The organism is Neorhizobium puerariae (genome assembly GCF_042429745.1).
Lineage (GTDB): Bacteria > Pseudomonadota > Alphaproteobacteria > Rhizobiales > Rhizobiaceae > Neorhizobium > Neorhizobium puerariae.
In genome coordinates this window covers 155,758-174,830 of sequence record NZ_JBHMAA010000004.1, presented here as the reverse complement: position 1 = coordinate 174,830, position 19,073 = coordinate 155,758, and the positions used below count along the sequence as shown (strand labels likewise).

The following is a 19,073-nucleotide window of genomic DNA, read 5'->3' as shown; positions in this document are numbered from 1 at the left end:
GTTCTGCTGCCGAATTCGCCCCAATAAGAACGAATTTCGGGAGACGCGGCCGGTGCCGCATCGGCCAGTCACGCCGGAAGTCCGGCAAAGCCGCGATATCAAAGCGAAGCCGAAGTCACGATCGCGCCGCCGATCCAGACGCGGATCTTGGCCTCCAGCGCTTCGGGGCTGATCGGCTTGGACAGATAGTCGTCCATGCCGACCTGCAGGCAAAGCTCTCGGTCGGTTTCGAGCGCATGCGCGGTCACGCCGATGATCGGCGTATGGGCGCCGGTCTCCAGCTCCAGTTCGCGGATTTTCTGGGTCGCCTGATGACCGTTCATGACGGGCATCGACACGTCCATGATGATCACGGCCGGGTCGTGCTGCCGCCAGGCGTCGACCGCCTCGGCCCCGTTGTTCACGATCTGGAACCGCCAGCCGGTCGACTGCAGGATCTGCGTGAACACGATCCGGTTGACTTCGTTGTCCTCGGCGACCAGCACGTCGAGCGTCGGCGCGGAAGGCATCGGCAGCGTCGAGGCCGGCTCCCCGCCGGGTTCCGGCCCCGACAGAACGGCTGAGGCCGAGACGCCCGCGACCGGCGCATTCGCGGCAAGCTGGGATGGCGTGGTGGACGACGGGCTCTCCATCGCGCGACGCCTGGTGCGGATCGTGCGGACCACATCGATGACCGTGCTGCGCAGGAGGTTGGCGCGGGCGGGTTTCATCAGGTGGGCCTGGATGTTCAGGGCGGCAAAGATGCTGTCGTCGCCCGCCATGTCCATGGAGGTCAGGAAGATGACGCCGGTATCGTCCAGGAGCGGATCGCTCCGCATGAGTCTTGCGAAATCGAGGCCGTTCATCTCCGGCATGTGGTAGTCGAGCACGATCGCATCGACGACGATGCCGAGACGGCTTGCCTCTTCGAGGATCGCCAGGCCTTCGGCGCCGTTGTCGGCCGCGACCGTCTCGAACCCCCAGATGGTGAGCTGCTCGGTGAGGATGCGGCGGTTGACGGCGTTGTCGTCGACCACGAGCACGCGCGCGCCGCTGGTGTTGACGGGCAAGGCGGCCCGCGCATTCCTTTCGCTGACCACGTCGAACGGCAGGTGCACGGTGAAGACCGAACCGCGGCCCGGCTTGCTTGCCACCTCGATATGGCCGCCGAAGAGCTCGGTAAGGCCGGCGGTGATGGCAAGTCCGAGGCCGGTGCCTTCGTGGCGGCGGGTGGAAGACGTATCCACCTGCGAGAACTTCTCGAAGACCGACTTCAGCTTCTCTTCCGGAATGCCGAGCCCGGTATCCTCGATGCGGACGGTCAGCATCATCCTGCCCGGGCCGGCCGGCTTCGACATCAGGTCGATGAAGACATGGCCCTTTTCAGTGAACTTCACCGCATTGCCGACGAGATTGGTGATGATCTGGCGGAAGCGGCCGGCATCGCCCATCACGGTCTCCCGCACCGAGACGTCGCCGCGCACGATGAGCTCGATATCCTTCTCGGCAGCCGAGGAGGACAGCAATGTCGCCACGTCCTCGATCGCCTCGACAGGGTCGAACGGCGCCTTGCGAAGCTTCATCTGGCCCGCGTCGATCTTGGAGAAGTCCAGGATATCGTTGATGATCGTCAGCAGCGCGTTGCCCGACTTGACGATGATGTCGATGAAGGTCTTCTGGCGGGTGTCGAGATTGGACTTGGCAAGCAGCTCCGCCATGCCGAGCACGCCGTTCATGGGCGTGCGGATTTCGTGGCTCATGTTGGCGAGGAACTCGGACTTCGCCCGGTCCGCCGCCTCGGCGCGCTGCAGAAGCCGCGTCAGCTCCTCCTCGCGCTCCTTCATGTCCGTGACATCGGTGAAGACCGCCAGCCAGTGATCGCTGCCGGTGAGGTTCGCCTCGACATGTATCCACTTGCGGCCCTCGACGCGGAAAGCCGCGAAGACGGGTTTGCCGGCTGCGATATTCTCTTCCCACTGGCGGAGGATATCGGCCGCCACCTCGGGTGTGCCGAGGTCTCCGCGCCTCACGCAATAGCGGAAGATATCGCGCCAGAGGCAGCCCGGCTGCACCATGTCGGCCGGCATGTCGAGCATGCCGGGCAGCGCGTCGTTGCAAAAGATGATCTCGCCGTCGTGCAGGATGAGCAGGCCCTGGGACATGGCGCTCGTCGCATCGCGCATCAGGGCGCCGTGCCTTTCGAGCGCCGCGCGCGCCTCGTGAATCTCCTGCTCGCGCTTGCGGACCGCCGTGATGTCCATGTAGCTCAGGAGAAGCTTGCCGCCCGTCAGCATCGTGCCGGAAATCACGATGCTGCGGCCGTTGCGGCTCTTCACCTCGATCGGCGGCTTCTCCCCGCCTCCCGTCAGCGCGGCGATACGCTCGTCATAGATCTGGTCGAAACTCCGGCCCGAGCCGGCATAGATGCCGTGCTCGAAATTGACCTTGAGGAAATCGCGGTAGGAGCGGCCCGGAAGGTCGAACTGCTCGCCCGCGTCCCAGAAGCCATAGAAGCCCGGATTGGCGTATTCGAAGTTGAATTCGTCGTCGAGAATGGCGATCCCCACCGGTATGGCGTCGAGGATCGTCTGCAGGTCCTGGCTGAGCTTCTCGGCCTTCTTCTGCGCCTCCTTGATCAGGGAGACGTCCATGCGCGAACAGACGAGATGATGCGCTCCGTCAGGCGTCGAGATGCGGCGCAGGCGGGTGATGACCGGGATGACCGAACCATCGGGGAACGTCACATCCTCCGACTTGTCGATCGCTTCTCCCGTCAGGACGCGATCGTTTTCCAGCCGGAAGCGCTCGGCCGCGTGCGGAAACATCTCCGTCTCGGTCTTGCCGAGAAAATGGCCGCGCGGGCTCCCCAGCATCGCCTCGTAGGCGGCATTCGCATAGGTGAGCTGACGATCGCCGTTGCGCACGAAGACGGGGACCGGAAGGTCCTCCAGGACCGAGCGGAACAGGCCCGTTTCGGAAATCTGGGTGCGGAGCAGCATCTCCTGCTCCTTGAATTCCGTCACGTCGTGGCGGACCGCAAGCAGGAGGCCGTTTTCGAGGCGTTTGTTGAGGCTCCGCATCCACCGGCCGTCGGAAAGCTGGTAGATGCTCTCCGAATAGGGCAGCCGGAACGGCTTCATCCGCTCCGCTATCCAGGCCTCCCTGTCGGGTGTTTCCGACGTGACGCTCTGGGGCGCAAGGCGCTTGCGCCGGTCATAGGCGTAGCCGAGGATTTCCCCGAGCGTCATGCCCCGGCGGACGTCAATCGACATCGAGGCGAAATAGTTCGAAAGCTCGGCGTTCCAGTAGAGCAGCGCGTCGTTCCTGTCGTAGATGCCGATGCCCATTTCCAGCATGTCGAGAGCGTCGTCGATGAGCCCTCCGTCGACGATCGAGAGCCCCTCGCCCTGCTGCCCTTCGGGCAGCGACGAAGGCATGCCGCCCGAAGGGCGCGCACCATCCACGGATGAAATCATTCCGAAGGTTCCGAAGAGATAGGTATGATCGTTTTCCGTCAGAAACCGCTCGATGCGGATCTCATGACGGACCGTACCGTCCCGGTCGAGGCAGAGCGCGATCTCGTCCGTTCCGAAGACGATCGCCCGGCATTCCTTCTCCCGGCGGTCGGCATCCTCCGCCGCACCGCAGAGGCCCCGGCTCTGCATGCCGGCGAAGTCGTCGGGCTGCAGACCGAAGAGACGCGCATAGGCGGCGTTCACCGCCACATATGTAAGGGCGCTGTCCTTGATGAAAGCGGGTTCGGCGAGATCGTTGATCCGCTCGCACGCCGTTTTCAAGAGTTCGCTTTCCGTCTCCACTTCCCCCGCTCCGTCGTATCGGCCGATCAACGCATGATTCGTTTTTCCTCCATCGGCTGATAACACCATAGCGAGCGTTAACAACGTGTTGTTGATGAAAGACAAGTTTCACAATTCCCGCGATTTTTCCGTCCTGCGCTTCCGCCTCCTGCCCCGCCGCCGTTGCGAGCGCAGACGGCCTTGATCCGCTGACGATCAGGGGCAGGAAAGACGAAATCCTGACGACTGCACGCGAATACGGGCCAATGAAACGAATAAGGGCAGGATTGCCGCCCCATCTTTACCGCGCCCGCAGACACAACCTGTGGCTGCTTTATAATTCTCTCCGGCTGACGCGGCGTCCGGAGCTTGACGGAGAACGATCCCCAACGGCCTCTTCAGGCAGGCATCTGCCCCAGCGGAAGCCGCCACCGGCACCGCGGAGAGAAAGAAGACTCACGCATGGCCCGGTGTGAACAGGAAAGCGGCGTTCCAGCCGATTTTTCGATGCCGCGAGAAAGCCGGCGTATTGCCGCAATTTTGCCGAATTACCATTTCCGGTTACGTTCAATCCCGACAAAATCATCCGGAAGCTGCGGAAGCCTGAACAGCCGTTCAGACTACTTCGCGCGGACTTCCATCAATCCGCCGCCTTTCGAGGCGACCATCTTTTCGTGCCCTTGAAGAAGAAAAGGGAAAGGAACAAAGCCATGTCCGTACTGCATAAAAGCGTTTCCGCGGGCCTTATCGCGCTGACCGTCGCCGGTGCCCTGACGGCAACCGCCCCGGCCGCCGAGGCCCGCAATCGACACCACGATGTCTGGACCGGCGTCGCAGCCGGACTTGCAGGCGGCATCATCGGCGGCGCCATCGTTTCCGGCGCGCAGCGGCCCGCCTATGCCGAGCCCGAGTATGACTATGCTCCGCCGCCCCCGCCGGTCTACCACCGTACCTATTACCGGACCGAATACGCACCGCGCTGCCATTATGAATGGGTCGAGAACGAATGGGGCGATGCTTATCGCGCCCGTGTCTGCGAACGCTACTGACCGTCCGGCCACGACACCGAAGCGACCTGCCTCCGCAATCGCGGAGGCAGGTTTTTCTTTGTGCGCCAATGAGGGATGGATGGTCCGTACGGCGCTGACTGCCGGGCAGGTTCGCTTCGCAATCGCAAAACATTCGCTTGACTTTTGCCCGGAAACCCACCAAATGCGCGGCAGGCTTTCACCTTCCGGCAGCCGCGTGAGCTGCCCCGCGTCAAGAAGATCATCGCGAAGAAGGGACAAGGCGCGAACGAAACCAACGCCCTCTGAACGGGGGCTCAGCGCTGGAAAGCTCTTTTCCAACTTACAAGTTCCCATTTCACGCGGGGTTCTTGACGCCAGAGGCAGACCGGACGGCTTTCAACAGCCAGCCCGGCGATAGCTTTTGGCGCCCCCGAAAGGTATTCGACTTGACGAATTTCCATGAGCTTGGCCTTGCCAAGCAGATCGTAGCCACCCTCTCCCAGCTCGGCTACGAAACGCCGACGCCGATCCAGGCGCAGGCAATCCCGCTTCTTCTCCAGGGCCGCGACATGATCGGCCTTGCCCAGACCGGCACCGGCAAGACCGCCGCTTTCGGCCTCCCCATCATCGAGATGCTGCTGAAGGACGGCAAGAAGCCCGAGGCCCGCTCCGTGCGTGCACTCGTGCTGGCGCCGACCCGCGAACTGGTCAACCAGATCGCTGTCAACCTGCGGGGCTTCATCAGGAAGACGCCGCTGAAGATCAACACGGTCGTGGGCGGCGCTTCGATCAACAAGCAGCAGTTCCAGCTCGCCTCCGGCTCCGACATCCTCGTCGCGACGCCCGGCCGCCTGCTCGACCTCATCAACCGCCGTGCGGTGGCGCTCGACAAGGTCACCCATCTCGTCCTCGACGAGGCCGACCAGATGCTCGACCTCGGCTTCATCCACGACCTGCGCAAGATTTCCAGGATGGTGCCGGCGCGGCGCCAGACGCTGCTCTTCTCGGCCACCATGCCGAAGGCGATCGCCGATCTCGCCCAGGATTACCTTGCCGACCCGGTGAAGGTGGAAGTCACCCCGCCCGGCAAGGCGGCCGACAAGATCGAGCAGTACGTGCATTTCGTCGCCGGCAAGAACGACAAGACCGAGATCCTCAAGGACTCGCTCACCGACAATCCGGACGGACGCGCGATCGTCTTCCTGCGCACCAAGCACGGCGCCGAGAAGCTCGCCAAGCACCTGGAACATGTGGAGTTCGCGGTCGCTTCCATCCACGGCAACAAGAGCCAGGGCCAGCGTGAGCGGGCGCTGAAGGCTTTCCGCGACGGCGATGTCCGCGTCCTCGTCGCAACCGACGTCGCCGCCCGCGGCATCGACATCCCCGGCGTGACGCATGTCTTCAACTACGACCTGCCGGAAGTGCCGGACGCCTATGTGCACCGGATCGGCCGCACGGCCCGCGCCGGACGCGACGGCGTCGCGATCGCCTTCTGCGCGCCGGACGAAACGCTGTTGCTGCGCGATATCGAACGCCTGATGGGCATCGAGATCGCAACGGCCTCGGGCGAGCGGCCGGAAGCACTCAATCGTCCGGTCCGCGGCAATAATCGCGGCCGCGGCAACAATCGCGGTCGTGGCAATGGACAGGGTCGCGGCCGCGGCGGGGAAGGCCGCCCGCAGGGCGAAGGCCGTCCGGAACGTCGCGAGCGGCCGGCTCGCAAGCCGTTTTTCCAGAAGGACGGCGCGGAAGCCGAAATGCAGGTGAACGAACGCGGCGAACGTCCGCAGCGCCAGGAACATCGCGGTGGCGACCGCCCACATCGCGACAATCGCCGCAACGAGGATTTTCGCGGCCAGCGTCGCGGAGAGGAGATCTCTCGCGTCGAGGCTGACAACGATCTCGACTTCACCTCGGATTTCCGCCCGGCAAAGAAGCAGTTCGGTTCGCAGGACGGAGAAAGCCGCCCGCACCGCGGCGAAAACCGCAACGGCGGACACGGCAAGGGCCAGGGCAAGCGGGAACATGCAGCCCATGGCGCCCATGAGGCCGGCAACCAGCGCAAGGCGCACAACGGCGGCCAGGGCCGCACCGCGAATTCCGGCCAGGGCGAAAACCGTGGCCCGGTGAAATTCGGCAACGACAACCGCTCGGAACATCGCGGCGGCGGTCATCAGGGCCGCAGGCGCAGCCGGGCCTGACGGACACAGATGGAAGAGGCCGCGCAAGCGGCCTCTTTTTTGTCACTTGACGGCGGCGTTTCCGCCATCGGCAAAAAGCGAGGCTCCTGCGACGAAGCTTGCCATCGGGCTTGCCAGAAAGAGTGCTGAGGAGGCGATCTCTTCCGGTCGCGCGATGCGCTTCAAGGCATGCAGGCCGGCCGCCCATTCCTTTTGGGCGGCATCTCCCGCCATGGGGGTATCGACGCCGCCCGGCAGCAGCGCGTTGGCCCGGATGCCGCGAGCTCCGTAGTCGGCGGTGATCCCCTTCACCAGCCCGGCAAGACCGGCCTTGGACGCGGCATAGACCGCCATGCCCGGAATGCCGACGCTCGTGCCGACAAAGGTCGAGGTGAAGATGATCGACCCGGCGCCGCGTTCGAGCATGGCGGGGATCTGCGACCGCGCGCCCAGGAAAGCACTGGTCAGGTTGGTCGTGAGTGTGCGTTGCCATTCGTCCAGCGCCACCTCCGCCAAGGGCTTGTAAGGCCCCACGGTGCCGGCATTGTTGAAGGCGATGTCCAGCCCGCCGAACCGGGCAAGCGCCGTCTCCACCAGCCTCCGATGAGTATCCTCCTCGGCCACGTCGCCGGCGACGGCGACCGCTTTTCCGCCTCCTGCCCCGATCTCCTCCACAAGCCCGGAAAGCGGCTCCTCGTTTCTTGCATTGACGATCACCGCCGCGCCCTCCCGGGCAAACAGCAGGGCCGTGGCGCGGCCTATGCCGCTCGAAGCGCCGGTGACGATTGCGACTTTGTTGTTCAGCATGGTTTGCCTCCTGTTGGATTGCCCATGCTGGTTAGTTCCACAAAGCGGTTGCCGACACCCGTTTCATGCCACGGGAGGCTTCCCGCCGGGGGCGACGGTCCGACCGGACGGCCCGGCCTATAGCCTTGCCGTCCAGGCATGGCCGAGATGGAGCGTCTCCAGGCAATCCTTCAGCCAGCCCCGCTCAGGCCCGGTCAGTTTCGCTAGCGCATTGTCGAAGTCGATCTCATCCTTCGCACGCCGGTATTTCGCCTTGAACAGCAGGATCGCCGCCGGCTTCAGATACGGAACGCCTTCGGCCGTTCTCGCGACGATATCGGCCCGGGGCAAGGAGATGCCCGGGTCGCGCTTGCAGACCCATGTGTCCTCCGTTCCGGGTTCGATCATCATGTCGACGCGCCAGCGCCTCGCCTCCACATCCTCGCACCAGATCTGCGCGATCGTTTCCGGCGGCTGCCGTTCCGCCGGCAGATAGTCGACATTGCCATCGCCGACCGCATGGAAGCGCATTCCTTCCAGGCACTCGCGAAACGCAGGGACGTCGTGGCGCAGGACGGTGAATTCCAGATCCTCGTGGGAACGGGTCTGGCGCCCATGCCAGAGGTCGAGCGCCCACCCGCCGACAACGCACCAGGGCTGCTGCATGCCTTCCAGCCGCTCGGCAAGCTCGCGCGGATGCCAGGCAGACCATGCCCCGTGATCGAGCGGCGGATATCCGGCCATCGCCTTGTCCTCTTTCGTTCGGGCAGCCCGCGACATGACTTCAGGCGGCGGCTTCCGCCCTTCCCTTGCTGTTGACCATGTAGACGCCGGCCACCACGATCACCGTGCCGACGATCATCGGCCAGGTCAGCGGTTCGCCGAACAGGATCGCCGCCTCGATCGCCACGACCGGCGGCATCAGATAGATGAGCGATGCCGCCCGCGACACCTGCCCCCGGCGGATGAGATAGAGCAGCAATCCGACCGCGCCCATCGACAGGCCGAACACCGACCACCCCAGGGCAAGCAGGGCTTCATGCGTCCAGTCGAACCGCAGGTTCTCGATTGCGAGCGCCAGGGGAATGGTGACGATGAGAGCGCCGACGAACTGCAGCGCCGCGATCGAGAAAAGATCGCCCTCCTGCAGGTGCCGCTTCTGATAGAGCGTGCCGTAGGTCACCGAGGCCATCGCCACCAGATTGATCAGCACCGGGAAGGCAAGCCCCTGAAGCCCCCGTTCGAAGACGTCGAGAAGCTGCGGCGAGATGGCGATGAGAATGCCTGTGAAGCCGAGCGCCAGGCCGATCTTCTGGGCCGGCCGGAGCCGCTCGCCGAGGAACATCGGCGCGACCATGGCGGTCAGCAGCGGCTGGAGCCCGGCGATGATGCCCGACAGGCCGGCAGGCACGCCCTGCCCGATCGCATACCATACGCCCGCCAGGTAGAACCCGTGAAGAAAGACGCCGGACAGGATGGCGTGACCGGCCTGGCTGCGGCTCCTCGGCCATTTTGCCCGCACGATCTGGCAGACGACGAAGAATGCGACGGCCGCCAGCGCATGGCGGGCGGCGAGGAACGTCAGGGGATCGGCGTGGGCGGCCGCATATTTCGCGACGATCCAGCCCGTGGACCACAGAAAGACGAAAAGGGCCGGAGCCAGACGGTCGAGCATGGGGGATTTCCGGCGGATTCTCGAAGGACGGACCACATCGTCTATGCGCGGCGGGTTTGATGGTCAAAGCAGAAAAACTGATCGTTGCATTGAACGACGCTTGAACAGCGCGTGGGCAGTTGACGCTTTTACAGGCAAGGAGCCGGAACGCCCCTGCGAAAGGAGTAGGCCCGCCCGTCGCCGAAAGTGGTACATTTGTCGGTGCGGAGTGCTTCGGGACGGCATTTTTCAGCTCTCCAAATTCTTCGCAGGCAACTGTGCATGGTTCTTGCATTGGTATCTGCGTTGTACTCTTATGGTCAAAAACCGGGGAACGCGCCTTTGGCATTTGATGAAATGTTAACTGCGGAGAACTTTCCGCGATCGCCATACAAGACCTACCATGAGTGGTATACCAGTCAGGATGCCGCCCATCTGATCCGCAAGACCCAGGATGCGGAGAACATATTCAGAAAGACGGGCATCACCTTCGCGGTCTACGGACACGCCGACAGTTCCGAAAAGCTCATCCCCTTCGACATCATCCCCCGCATCATCTCCGCCCGCGAATGGCGAAAGCTCGCCCAGGGCATCGAGCAGCGGGTTCTCGCCCTCAACGCCTTCCTCGACGACATCTACCACAAGCAGGAAATCATCAAGGCCGGCCGCATCCCGCGCGAGCTGATCGAGAAGAACAGCGCCTTCCTGCCGGAAATGATCGGCTTCAAGCCGCCGGGCGGCGTCTATACCCATATCGTCGGCACCGATATCGTCCGCACCGGCGAGGACCAGTTCTATGTGCTGGAGGACAATGCCCGCACGCCGTCCGGCGTTTCCTACATGCTGGAGAACCGGGAAACGATGATGCAGATGTTCCCGGAACTCTTCGCGCTGAACAAGGTCCAGCGTGTGGAGGACTACCCGCGCCTGCTCCGCCAGTCGCTCGCCTCGCTTGCGCCGCCCGGCTGCAAGGGCCGGCCGCGCGTCGCGGTGCTGACCCCCGGCATCTACAACTCCGCCTACTACGAACATTCCTTCCTCGCCGACACCATGGGCGTCGAACTGGTGGAGGGCTCCGACCTCCGCGTCATCGACGGCCGGGTGAAGATGCGCACGACGCGGGGCTACGAGGCGATCGACGTGCTTTACCGCCGCGTCGACGACGACTTCCTCGATCCCCTGACCTTCCGGCCGGATTCGGCGCTCGGCATTCCCGGCATCATGGATGTCTACCGCGCGGGCAACATCACCATCGCCAATGCGCCCGGAACCGGCATTTCCGACGACAAGGCGATCTATTCCTACATGCCCGAGATCGTCGAATTCTATACCGGCCGCAAGGCGCTGCTCGAAAACGTGCCGACCTGGCGCTGTTCGGAGCCTTCCAGCCTCAAATACGTGCTGGAGCACATCGACGAACTGGTGATCAAGGAAGTGCACGGCTCCGGCGGTTACGGCATGCTGGTCGGCCCGACCGCGACCAGGAAGGAACGCGCGGACTTCGCGGAGAAGCTCGCCGCCAAGCCGAACAACTACATCGCCCAGCCGACGCTGGCGCTTTCCACCGTGCCGATCTTCGTCAACAAGGGGATCGCGCCGCGGCATGTGGACCTCAGGCCCTACGTGCTGGTCTCCGACAAGGTGAAGATCATTCCCGGCGGGCTGACCCGCGTGGCGCTGAAGCAAGGCTCGCTGGTGGTCAACTCCAGCCAGGGCGGCGGCACCAAGGATACCTGGGTTCTGGAAGATTGAGGTCGTCATAAATGCTCGGAAGAACTGCAAACGGCCTCTATTGGATGTTCCGCTACATCGAGAGGGCTGAGAATATCGCCCGCCTCGTCGACGCCGGCCTTCGCGTTTCCCTGACCCGCGCAGGCTCCTCCGACGAGGACTGGCACGGCGTGCTCGAAAGCGCCGGCGTGCGCGAAGCCTATTCGGAAGTGCATGCCGAACTGACCGCGGCCAATGCGATCGACTATCTGCTGCGCGATACGTCCAACCCGTCGAGCGTCATCTCCTGCATCGAATGGGGCCGCAACAACGCCCGCATGGTGCGCACGGCGCTGACCCGCGAGACCTGGGAAGCCACCAACGAATGCTGGATCGACCTGAAAGCCAGGCTCGGGCACAGGCTGAAGCCGGCCGACCTGCCGGAGCTGATCGACGTCATCAAGCACCGCTGCGGCCTGATCCGCGGCGCCTTCCACGGCTCGATGCTGAGGAACGACCTCTACAACTTCTCGCGCATCGGCACGTTCATCGAGCGGGCGGACAATACGAGCCGCATCCTCGACGTGAAATATTACGTGCTTCTACCGTCGGTCAGCCAGGTCGGCTCGGCGCTCGACAATTTCCAGTGGGAATCCATCCTGCGCTCGGTCTCCGCCCACCGCTCCTACGGCTGGGTCTATGACGGGGAATACCAGGCCACCAATATCGCCGACTTCCTCATCCTCAAGGTTCAGATGCCCCGTTCGCTCGCCTATTGCTACGAGAAGATCGTCAGCAATCTCGGCTATATCGCGGAAGACTACGGAGAGCGCCTGAAGGCGCATGAAACGGCCGATGCCATCCGCTCGACGCTGAAGCGCGGCACGATCACCGACATCATGGATCACGGCCTGCACGAATTCCTGGAGGATTTCGTCAGCCGCAACAACCAGCTCAGCGTCGAGATCTCCGAAGGCTACCGTTTTTATCAGTAGGATGACCGCACATGCGGCTGAAAATTTCCCATACGACCGAATATGTCTACGACGAGCCCGTGGCCTACTCGCTGCAGCGCCTGCGGCTGACCCCCGTCGACGGCCCGGGCCAGAAGGTGCTGAACTGGTCGATCGCCGTCGACGGCGCCAAGATCGAGGCGGGCTATGCCGACCAGTACGGCAACCGCACCGAGCTCGTCTCGGTGGAAGGCGCCGAGCACACGATCCGCATCGCGGCTTCGGGAGAGGTGGAGACCCAGGACCGCGCCGGCGTCTACGGCCAGCATCAGGGTTTCTGCCCGTTGTGGCTTTTCCTGCGCGAAACGCCGCGCACCAAACCGGGCAAGCTCGTCAGGGAGCTGGCGAGAAGCGTCAAGGGCGACAGCGAACTCGCCCAGATGCATGCGCTGATGGAAACGATCCATGAAACGGTCGCCTATACGCCCGGCTCCACCGACACGGAGACGACCGCCGAGGAGGCGCTGGCGGCCAGAACCGGCGTCTGCCAGGATCATGCGCATATCTTCGTCTCGACGGCCCGGCTGCTCCATCTGCCGGCGCGCTACGTCTCCGGCTACCTGCTGATGGAAGGCCAGACGGAACAGGTCGCCACCCATGCCTGGGCGGAAGTGCATCTGCCCGGCCTCGGCTGGGTCGGCTTCGACGCAGCGAACAAGATCTGCCCGGATGACCGCTATGTACGGATCGCCTCCGGCCTCTGCTACCGCGACTGCGCCCCGGTCTCGGGCATGCGGATCGGCCCGGCCGGCGAAAACCTCAAGGTTTCGCTGACGGTGGCGGCGAGCCAGAAGCAGAGCCAGAATGGGCAGGGCCAGAGCCAGGAGCAAAGCTAAAGCCGATCGCTGGCTGATCCACCCGCCCCGATCTGTCCTTGCAACCCGGACCAGCCGGTCAGATCGGGGCTGGTCGTCGTGCCGTGTGACCGATCAAAGGGGCATTTTAACTTTGCGCAACGGCGTACAGTTCAACCTTGCGGCCACAGAGCCAGCCTGCCTCGTTCGGCCGGCAAGGCGATTTCCCAGCAGCTGATGACAAGCACAAGCCCTGCACCACCTCCACAGGTCATCTTGCGTCTCCGGCCAAGAGGTGAGGAATGCTGTTCGGACAATCCGTCTTCCAGTCGGTGCTGACGCGGCTGAAGGAAGAAAGCGGCGAGGAAGAGACCGAAGAGACGGGCGCGGCCTTCCGCATCCAGGGGCTGGGCCTTGGCTTCGTCGCGCCGACGGATGAGCGAGCGACTGCCGCCTCCGCCGACACCGAGGCCTATTTCGCCTTCCTGCCCGAACTGCCGGAGATCGTTTCGGAGTTACCTGCCCCGGAGCCTGAAGCTCCGGCATCGCCGCCGATCCCCCCGCATCTCACCCGCCTGACGCAGGAGGAGATCGCCGAGGAGCTCGCGATCACGGCCTCGGACACGGGGGCGACGCTGGCTGAAAAACGTCGCCGGTTCGCCAAGGCCAATCATCCCGACGGCCTCCCGCCTGAATTCCGCGACAATGCCAATATCCGCATGAAGACTGCCAATCTATTGATCGACACGGCGATCAAGGGACTTTTCTGGCGGTGACGGGCTCCGCCATCGCATGCCGGAAGTCCGATGTTCTCCATTCCGGCACGCTGGTCATTCCTGCGGCTCGTCCGCGGGTTGCTTGGCCGGCGGCTACCGCCTTTCGACAAACAGCTTGTAGGTGGCGTAGATGCCGATCGCTCCGACGATGGCGGCCCAGATGGGTTCGCCCGCAAGAAGCTCGAAAGCCACCCAGACGGCGCAGATCGCCGGGATCAGCAGCCGCCGCCAGAGCGGTTCGTAAAACGGATGGTTCGGATCGATCATGGCCTCACTCCCCGGCCGCCTGAAGATGGGGCCGCGAGGCGATAATATCCTGATCGACAATGGAAAACGCAAGGTTGAGATGGCCTTCGAAAACGAGCGACGGCTCGTCGGGCGCCACCGTGAGCGCCGGCATGCCGCCCAGGCGCACGACCTGGGTCTGCGAAAGCCCCTCCTCGATACCCGCCTGCAGCAGGTCCTGATGCCTGGTCCCCGGCCCCGTGATGAAGACCGGCATGTGCCCATGCAGGCTCAGCAGCCGCGACAGCCCGTTGCCGAGCGCCACGCCGGCCTGGCGAAAGGCGAATTGGGCCATGCGGTTGCCCTGCCTCGCCTGGGTGGCGATCTTGTCGATCTCGGCGAGGGGAACGAATTTCGCCGGGATCGTGTCCATCGGCACTTCGAAAGCGGTGCGCAGGATGGCGTAGAAACCCGCATAGGCCTCGATGCAGCCCCGCGCGCCGCAGCGGCAGAGGGCGCCATTCGGCATATGCAGCATGTGACCGAAATTCGGCGCCGATATTTCCGCCGCCCGGGCGGCGTTCCGGCGGGCGATGCCGAGACCGATGCTGTGGCCGAGCGAAAGCGCGGCAAGCATCGGCTCGCCCCCGCCTTCCTTTTTTGCCTCCCGCTCCAGCAGGGCGCCCGCCACCAGCAGCGTTTCGTTGTTGAGGATGACCTTGGCCGACCAGTCCTCCCCCAGCGCATCCGTGAAATCGACCGGCTGCGAACCGAAGACCGGCGACCAGACGAGAACCGGCTCGGCCGGATGCGCAAGCCCCTTGCTGCTGACGGAAACGAGTAGCACGCTGCCGGGATGGATGCGCGAGCGGGCGAGCGTACGTTCGAATGCCGCCGAGATGGAGGCAAGGAAGGCCGCCGTCCCGCCCTCGCCGCGCGGCTCGGTGAAACGGTCGAGCAGCGTGCCGGCATAATCGACCAGCGAATACTGGATGGAATCGGAGGAGATGATGACCGTGATCAGGTAACCGCAATTGCGCCGCTGGCTGAACAGCACGCGCGGGCGTCCCCTGCCGGTCGCCGCGAGCTGCTCGCTCTTCTCGATGATGCGGGCACGCTCCAGATCGGCGGTGATGGCGGATACCGTGGCCGACGCCAGTCCCGTCGCATCGGAGATTTCCGTATGCGCCAGCCGCCCGCGCCGCCGCAGGGCAGACAGAACCAACGCGCTGTTCTGCTGACGGACCAGTTCCGTGCTCGATTTCGCCAGCATTGATTTCCGCCGCCTCTCCTCGCTAGCGCATGGACCCGGAAACCGAACGGTTTTCGGCAAGCACGATGCGCAGACTCCCAGGTTGCTACAGCGTCCTTTGTGCGTCATGCATGACGCACGGCGCTGTAGTGTCGATACGGCACCCTCTTCTCCTCCACAAGTGCCGATTGACAGCCTTCCAAAACTCTGACATCTAATTTCTCGACTGTCGAGAAAAAGCTTTGATCTTTTCTCGGGCAGGAAATCCGGCGGGGGGAGAGCACGGAGGCTTCAGGTCCGTCCGCCGTCACTCGGGAGGACAACATGAGATCGTTCGTAAAGCTGATGGCCGGCGCGGCCATCCTCGTTTCCATGAACACGGCCGCCATGGCGGCGAACCTGGTGGTCGGCGTTTCCTGGTCGAACTTCCAGGAAGAGCGCTGGAAGACCGACGAGGCCGCCATCAAGAAGGCGCTTGAAGCTGCCGGCGCCAAGTATATCTCCGCCGACGCCCAGTCTTCCGCCGCAAAGCAGCTCACCGACGTCGAGTCGCTGATCTCGCAGGGCGCCAATGCGCTGATCATCCTCGCCCAGGATTCGAGCGCCATCGGCCCCGCCGTCGAAAAGGCCGCCGCCGAAGGCATCCCGGTCGTCGGTTACGACCGCCTGATCGAAAATCCGGCAGCCTTCTACATCACCTTCGACAACAAGGAAGTCGGCCGCCTGCAGGCCCAGGGCGTGTTCAAGGTGAAGCCTGAAGGCAACTATGTCTTCATCAAGGGCTCGTCCGCCGATCCGAACGCGGACTTCCTGTTCTCCGGCCAGATGGAAGTGCTGAAGGCGGCGATCGACGCCGGCAAGATCAAGAATGTCGGCGAAGCCTATACCGACGGCTGGAAACCGGAAAACGCCCAGAAGAACATGGAACAGTTCCTGACCAAGAACAACAACAAGGTCGACGCTGTCGTGGCCTCGAACGACGGCACCGCCGGCGGCGCGATCGCCGCGCTCGACGCCCAGGGACTTGCAGGTTCCGTTCCGGTTTCCGGCCAGGACGCAGACAAGGCGGCCCTGAACCGCGTCGCGCTCGGCACCCAGACCGTCTCCGTCTGGAAGGACAGCCGCGAACTCGGCAAGAATGCCGCCGAAATCGCGCTGGCGCTCGCCGGCGGCAAGAAGATGGCCGAGATCAAGGGTGTCCAGGTCTTCGAAGGCGGCCCGAAGAAGGCCAAGATGCAGTCGGTCTTCCTGAAGCCGCAGGCCATCACCAAGGACAACCTGAACCTCGTCATCGAAGCCGGCTGGATCAGCAAGGCGGAAGCCTGCCAGGGCGTCAAGGCCGGCACGGTGGCTGCCTGCAAGTAATGGCAAATCCGGTTTGACAAACAACCCGACGCCGCAGCGCTTCTGCCGCGGCGTCGGTTTTTGGCGTAAGATGGCATGGCCGCATGAGAAGAGAAAAAACGCGGCGTGGCGTCATTCGAGGCACGGCCGGTCCCGGTTTCGGACCGCAACGCCTCACGAACGGTGGAGAACGGCAGGACATGGCCGACACGATACATTCCACGGGCAATTCCACGACATCGGGAGCAAGCCAGACAGAGGGTAACATCGTCGCGCGCTTTTTCCGCGCGACCGAGATCGATACGCGCATGCTCGGCATGGTCGGCGCGTTGCTGATCATCTGGGTCGGGTTCCATATCCTGACGGGCGGTCTCTTCCTGACGCCGCGCAACCTCTGGAACCTTTCGGTGCAGACGGCGTCCGTCGCAGTCATGGCGACCGGCATGGTGCTGGTCATCGTCACCCGCAACATCGACCTGTCGGTCGGCTCGATCCTCGGCTTCACCGGCATGATCATGGGCGTGCTGCAGGCGCGCTTCCTGCCGGAGATATTCGGGTTCGATCACCCGGCGATCTGGATCATCGCTCTTGCCGGCGGGCTTGTCGTCGGCGGGCTGATCGGCACGCTGCACGGCCTGATCATCGCCTTCCTCGGCGTGCCATCCTTCATCGTCACGCTGGGCGGCCTGCTCGTCTGGCGCGGCGCGACCTGGTTCGTCACGAGCGGCCAGACGGTCGCGCCGATGGACGCCAATTTCCGCCTGATGGGCGGCGGCACGGAAGGCTCGATCGGAGCCACCTGGAGCTGGGTCGTCGGCATTATCGCCTGCCTCGCTATCATCGCGGCGATCGTCAACGGCCGCCAGCAGCGCAAGCGCTTCCACTTCCCGCGCCGCCCGGTCTGGGCCGAGTACGTGCTCGTCGCGCTTGGCTGCATCATCGTCCTTGGAGCGGTCTCGATCGTCAACGACTACTACTGGCCGATCAACATCGCCCGCCGTTATGCGGAAGAGAACAACATTCCCTGGCCGGAAGGCGGCCTGCTCATCTCGCAGGGCATCGCCATCCCCGTTCTGATGGCGATCGCCGCCGGCATCGTGATGACCTTCATCGCCACGCGGCTGCGCTTCGGGCGTTACGTCTTCGCGATCGGCGGCAATCCGGAGGCAGCGGAGCTCGCCGGCATCAAGACCCGCTGGGTGACGGTGAAGATCTTTGCGCTGATGGGCGTTCTCTGCGCCATCGCCGCCGCGATCTCCACCGCGCGCCTCAACGCGGCGACCAACGCCCAAGGGGAGCTCGACGAACTCTATACGATCGCAGCCGCGGTCATCGGCGGCACCTCGCTTGCAGGCGGCATGGGCTCGATCGCCGGCGCCATGCTCGGCGCGCTCGTCATGCAGTCCCTCCAGTCGGGCATGGTGCTCCTCGGCATCGACACGCCCTTCCAGCGCATCGTCGTCGGCGCCGTCCTCGTGCTCGCCGTCTGGCTCGACACCGTCTACCGCGCGAGAGCCAAGTAACCGGCCAAATAACAGGAGTTTTCATCGTGACGGAACAACCCACTCCGCTCGTGGAAATGAAGAATATTTCCATCTCCTTCGGCGGGATTCACGCTGTCGAGAACGCTTCGGTCGACCTCTTTCCTGGCGAGGTCGTGGCGCTGCTCGGCCATAACGGCGCGGGCAAGTCGACGTTGATCAAGATCCTTTCCGGCGCCTACAAACGCGATGCCGGCGACATCCTGATCAACGGCGAGGCCGCCGATATCCGCAACCCGCGCGACGCCAAGAAATACGGCATCGAGACGATCTACCAGACGCTCGCGGTGGCCGACAACGTCGACGCGGCCGCCAACCTCTATCTCGGCCGCGAGCTGCAGACCAAATGGGGCACGCTCGACGATGTTGCTATGGAGGCCAACACCCGCGAGGTGATGGGCCGCCTCAATCCCAACTTCAAGCGCTTCAAGGAACCCGTGAAGGCGCTTTCCGGCGGCCAGCGGCAATCGGTGGCGATCGCCCGCGCGATCCTCTTCGATGCCCGCATCCTGATCATGGACGAGCCGACCGCAGCGCTCGGGCCGCAGGAAACGGCGCAGGTCGGCGACCTCATCAAGCAGCTGAAACGCGAAGGGATCGGCATCTTCCTGATCAGCCACGACATCCACGACGTCTTCGATCTCGCCGACCGCGTCTTCGTGATGAAGAACGGCAAGGTCGTGGGCCACGCCCGCACCGGGGACGTCACCAAGGACGAGGTGCTCGGCATGATCATCCTCGGCAAGGTGCCGCCGGGCGCGACACCCGGCCCCGGCGCCATGAAAGTGTCGTGATCGGCCCGAGACCGCGGCTGCGCCGCCCTTCGCGATCCGCCGTCGGAAGGGCGAGCCGGGGCGGAACCAGGCTTTGCCCGGTTCCGCCTTACTCCTTTCACAGCAAACCCTTGCCGGATGGCGGCACTTTCCGGGCAGGCCTGCCGATGGCCCGCAGCCGTTCTGCAACGGCAGGGGGGCGGCATGGTTTTATGGCGTGGTTTTCATGATCGCGCATG

Annotated in this window: 15 protein-coding genes; 9 read left to right on the top strand and 6 right to left on the bottom strand. The window is 64.0% G+C overall.

Annotated features, from left to right (window positions below; translation table 11 throughout):
* Positions 1 to 98: 98 nt before the first annotated feature.
* Positions 99 to 3,776, bottom strand: a complete 3,678-nt coding sequence (locus ACFFP0_RS02985; protein ID WP_377255935.1) for a response regulator — start codon at positions 3,774 to 3,776, stop codon at positions 99 to 101.
* A gap of 710 nt (positions 3,777 to 4,486) precedes the next feature.
* On the opposite strand from ACFFP0_RS02985, the gene ACFFP0_RS02980 reads away from it, so the two are divergent.
* Together ACFFP0_RS02980 and ACFFP0_RS02975 are read left to right on the top strand one after the other, a co-directional pair.
* Positions 4,487 to 4,825, top strand: a complete 339-nt coding sequence (locus ACFFP0_RS02980) for a hypothetical protein (RefSeq protein ID WP_377255932.1) — start codon at positions 4,487 to 4,489, stop codon at positions 4,823 to 4,825.
* 407 nt (positions 4,826 to 5,232) lie between these two features.
* Positions 5,233 to 6,987 (top strand): DEAD/DEAH box helicase, encoded by a 1,755-nt coding sequence (locus tag ACFFP0_RS02975; RefSeq protein WP_377255929.1) that lies wholly within the window; start codon positions 5,233 to 5,235, stop codon positions 6,985 to 6,987.
* Positions 6,988 to 7,029: 42 nt separating this feature from the next.
* Here the strand turns inward: ACFFP0_RS02975 and ACFFP0_RS02970 are convergent, their stop codons facing one another.
* The 3 genes from ACFFP0_RS02970 to ACFFP0_RS02960 all read right to left on the bottom strand — a co-directional run bounded on the left by ACFFP0_RS02970 (position 7,030) and on the right by ACFFP0_RS02960 (position 9,427).
* Positions 7,030 to 7,773: an SDR family oxidoreductase gene (locus tag ACFFP0_RS02970; RefSeq protein WP_377255926.1), complete on the bottom strand. Its 744-nt coding sequence runs from the start codon at positions 7,771 to 7,773 to the stop codon at positions 7,030 to 7,032.
* Positions 7,774 to 7,890: 117 nt separating this feature from the next.
* Positions 7,891 to 8,496, bottom strand: coding sequence for a nucleotidyltransferase domain-containing protein (locus tag ACFFP0_RS02965; protein ID WP_377255923.1), 606 nt, complete (start codon positions 8,494 to 8,496; stop codon positions 7,891 to 7,893).
* Between the two features lie 40 nt (positions 8,497 to 8,536).
* Entirely contained in the window at positions 8,537 to 9,427 is an 891-nt protein-coding gene (locus tag ACFFP0_RS02960; protein ID WP_377255920.1) for a DMT family transporter, read from the bottom strand.
* A gap of 321 nt (positions 9,428 to 9,748) precedes the next feature.
* On the opposite strand from ACFFP0_RS02960, the gene ACFFP0_RS02955 reads away from it, so the two are divergent.
* The 4 genes from ACFFP0_RS02955 to ACFFP0_RS02940 all read left to right on the top strand — a co-directional run bounded on the left by ACFFP0_RS02955 (position 9,749) and on the right by ACFFP0_RS02940 (position 13,699).
* Positions 9,749 to 11,158, top strand: coding sequence for a circularly permuted type 2 ATP-grasp protein (locus tag ACFFP0_RS02955; protein WP_377255917.1), 1,410 nt, complete (start codon positions 9,749 to 9,751; stop codon positions 11,156 to 11,158).
* 11 nt (positions 11,159 to 11,169) lie between these two features.
* A complete protein-coding gene (locus ACFFP0_RS02950) occupies positions 11,170 to 12,111 on the top strand; it encodes an alpha-E domain-containing protein (protein WP_377255914.1) in 942 nt (313 codons plus the stop codon).
* Between the two features lie 11 nt (positions 12,112 to 12,122).
* A complete protein-coding gene (locus ACFFP0_RS02945) occupies positions 12,123 to 12,965 on the top strand; it encodes a transglutaminase family protein (protein ID WP_377255912.1) in 843 nt (280 codons plus the stop codon).
* A 260-nt stretch (positions 12,966 to 13,225) separates the two neighbouring features.
* Positions 13,226 to 13,699 (top strand): hypothetical protein, encoded by a 474-nt coding sequence (locus ACFFP0_RS02940; RefSeq protein ID WP_377255909.1) that lies wholly within the window; start codon positions 13,226 to 13,228, stop codon positions 13,697 to 13,699.
* Between the two features lie 93 nt (positions 13,700 to 13,792).
* Here the strand turns inward: ACFFP0_RS02940 and ACFFP0_RS02935 are convergent, their stop codons facing one another.
* Both ACFFP0_RS02935 and ACFFP0_RS02930 read right to left on the bottom strand, forming a co-directional pair.
* Entirely contained in the window at positions 13,793 to 13,966 is a 174-nt protein-coding gene (locus ACFFP0_RS02935) for a DUF3329 domain-containing protein (protein WP_377255902.1), read from the bottom strand.
* 4 nt (positions 13,967 to 13,970) lie between these two features.
* Positions 13,971 to 15,197, bottom strand: a complete 1,227-nt coding sequence (locus tag ACFFP0_RS02930) for an ROK family transcriptional regulator (RefSeq protein ID WP_377255899.1) — start codon at positions 15,195 to 15,197, stop codon at positions 13,971 to 13,973.
* 303 nt (positions 15,198 to 15,500) lie between these two features.
* Here ACFFP0_RS02930 and xylF point away from each other — a divergent pair, with 303 nt between their 5' ends.
* The 3 genes from xylF to ACFFP0_RS02915 all read left to right on the top strand — a co-directional run bounded on the left by xylF (position 15,501) and on the right by ACFFP0_RS02915 (position 18,855).
* Positions 15,501 to 16,541 carry a D-xylose ABC transporter substrate-binding protein gene (gene xylF / locus ACFFP0_RS02925; RefSeq protein WP_377255897.1) on the top strand — a complete coding sequence of 347 codons (1,041 nt, stop codon included), beginning with the start codon at positions 15,501 to 15,503 and terminating at the stop codon, positions 16,539 to 16,541.
* A gap of 179 nt (positions 16,542 to 16,720) precedes the next feature.
* Positions 16,721 to 18,043: a sugar ABC transporter permease gene (locus ACFFP0_RS02920; RefSeq protein ID WP_377255894.1), complete on the top strand. Its 1,323-nt coding sequence runs from the start codon at positions 16,721 to 16,723 to the stop codon at positions 18,041 to 18,043.
* Positions 18,044 to 18,069: 26 nt separating this feature from the next.
* Positions 18,070 to 18,855 carry an ATP-binding cassette domain-containing protein gene (locus ACFFP0_RS02915; RefSeq protein WP_377255891.1) on the top strand — a complete coding sequence of 262 codons (786 nt, stop codon included), beginning with the start codon at positions 18,070 to 18,072 and terminating at the stop codon, positions 18,853 to 18,855.
* Positions 18,856 to 19,073 lie beyond the last annotated feature (218 nt).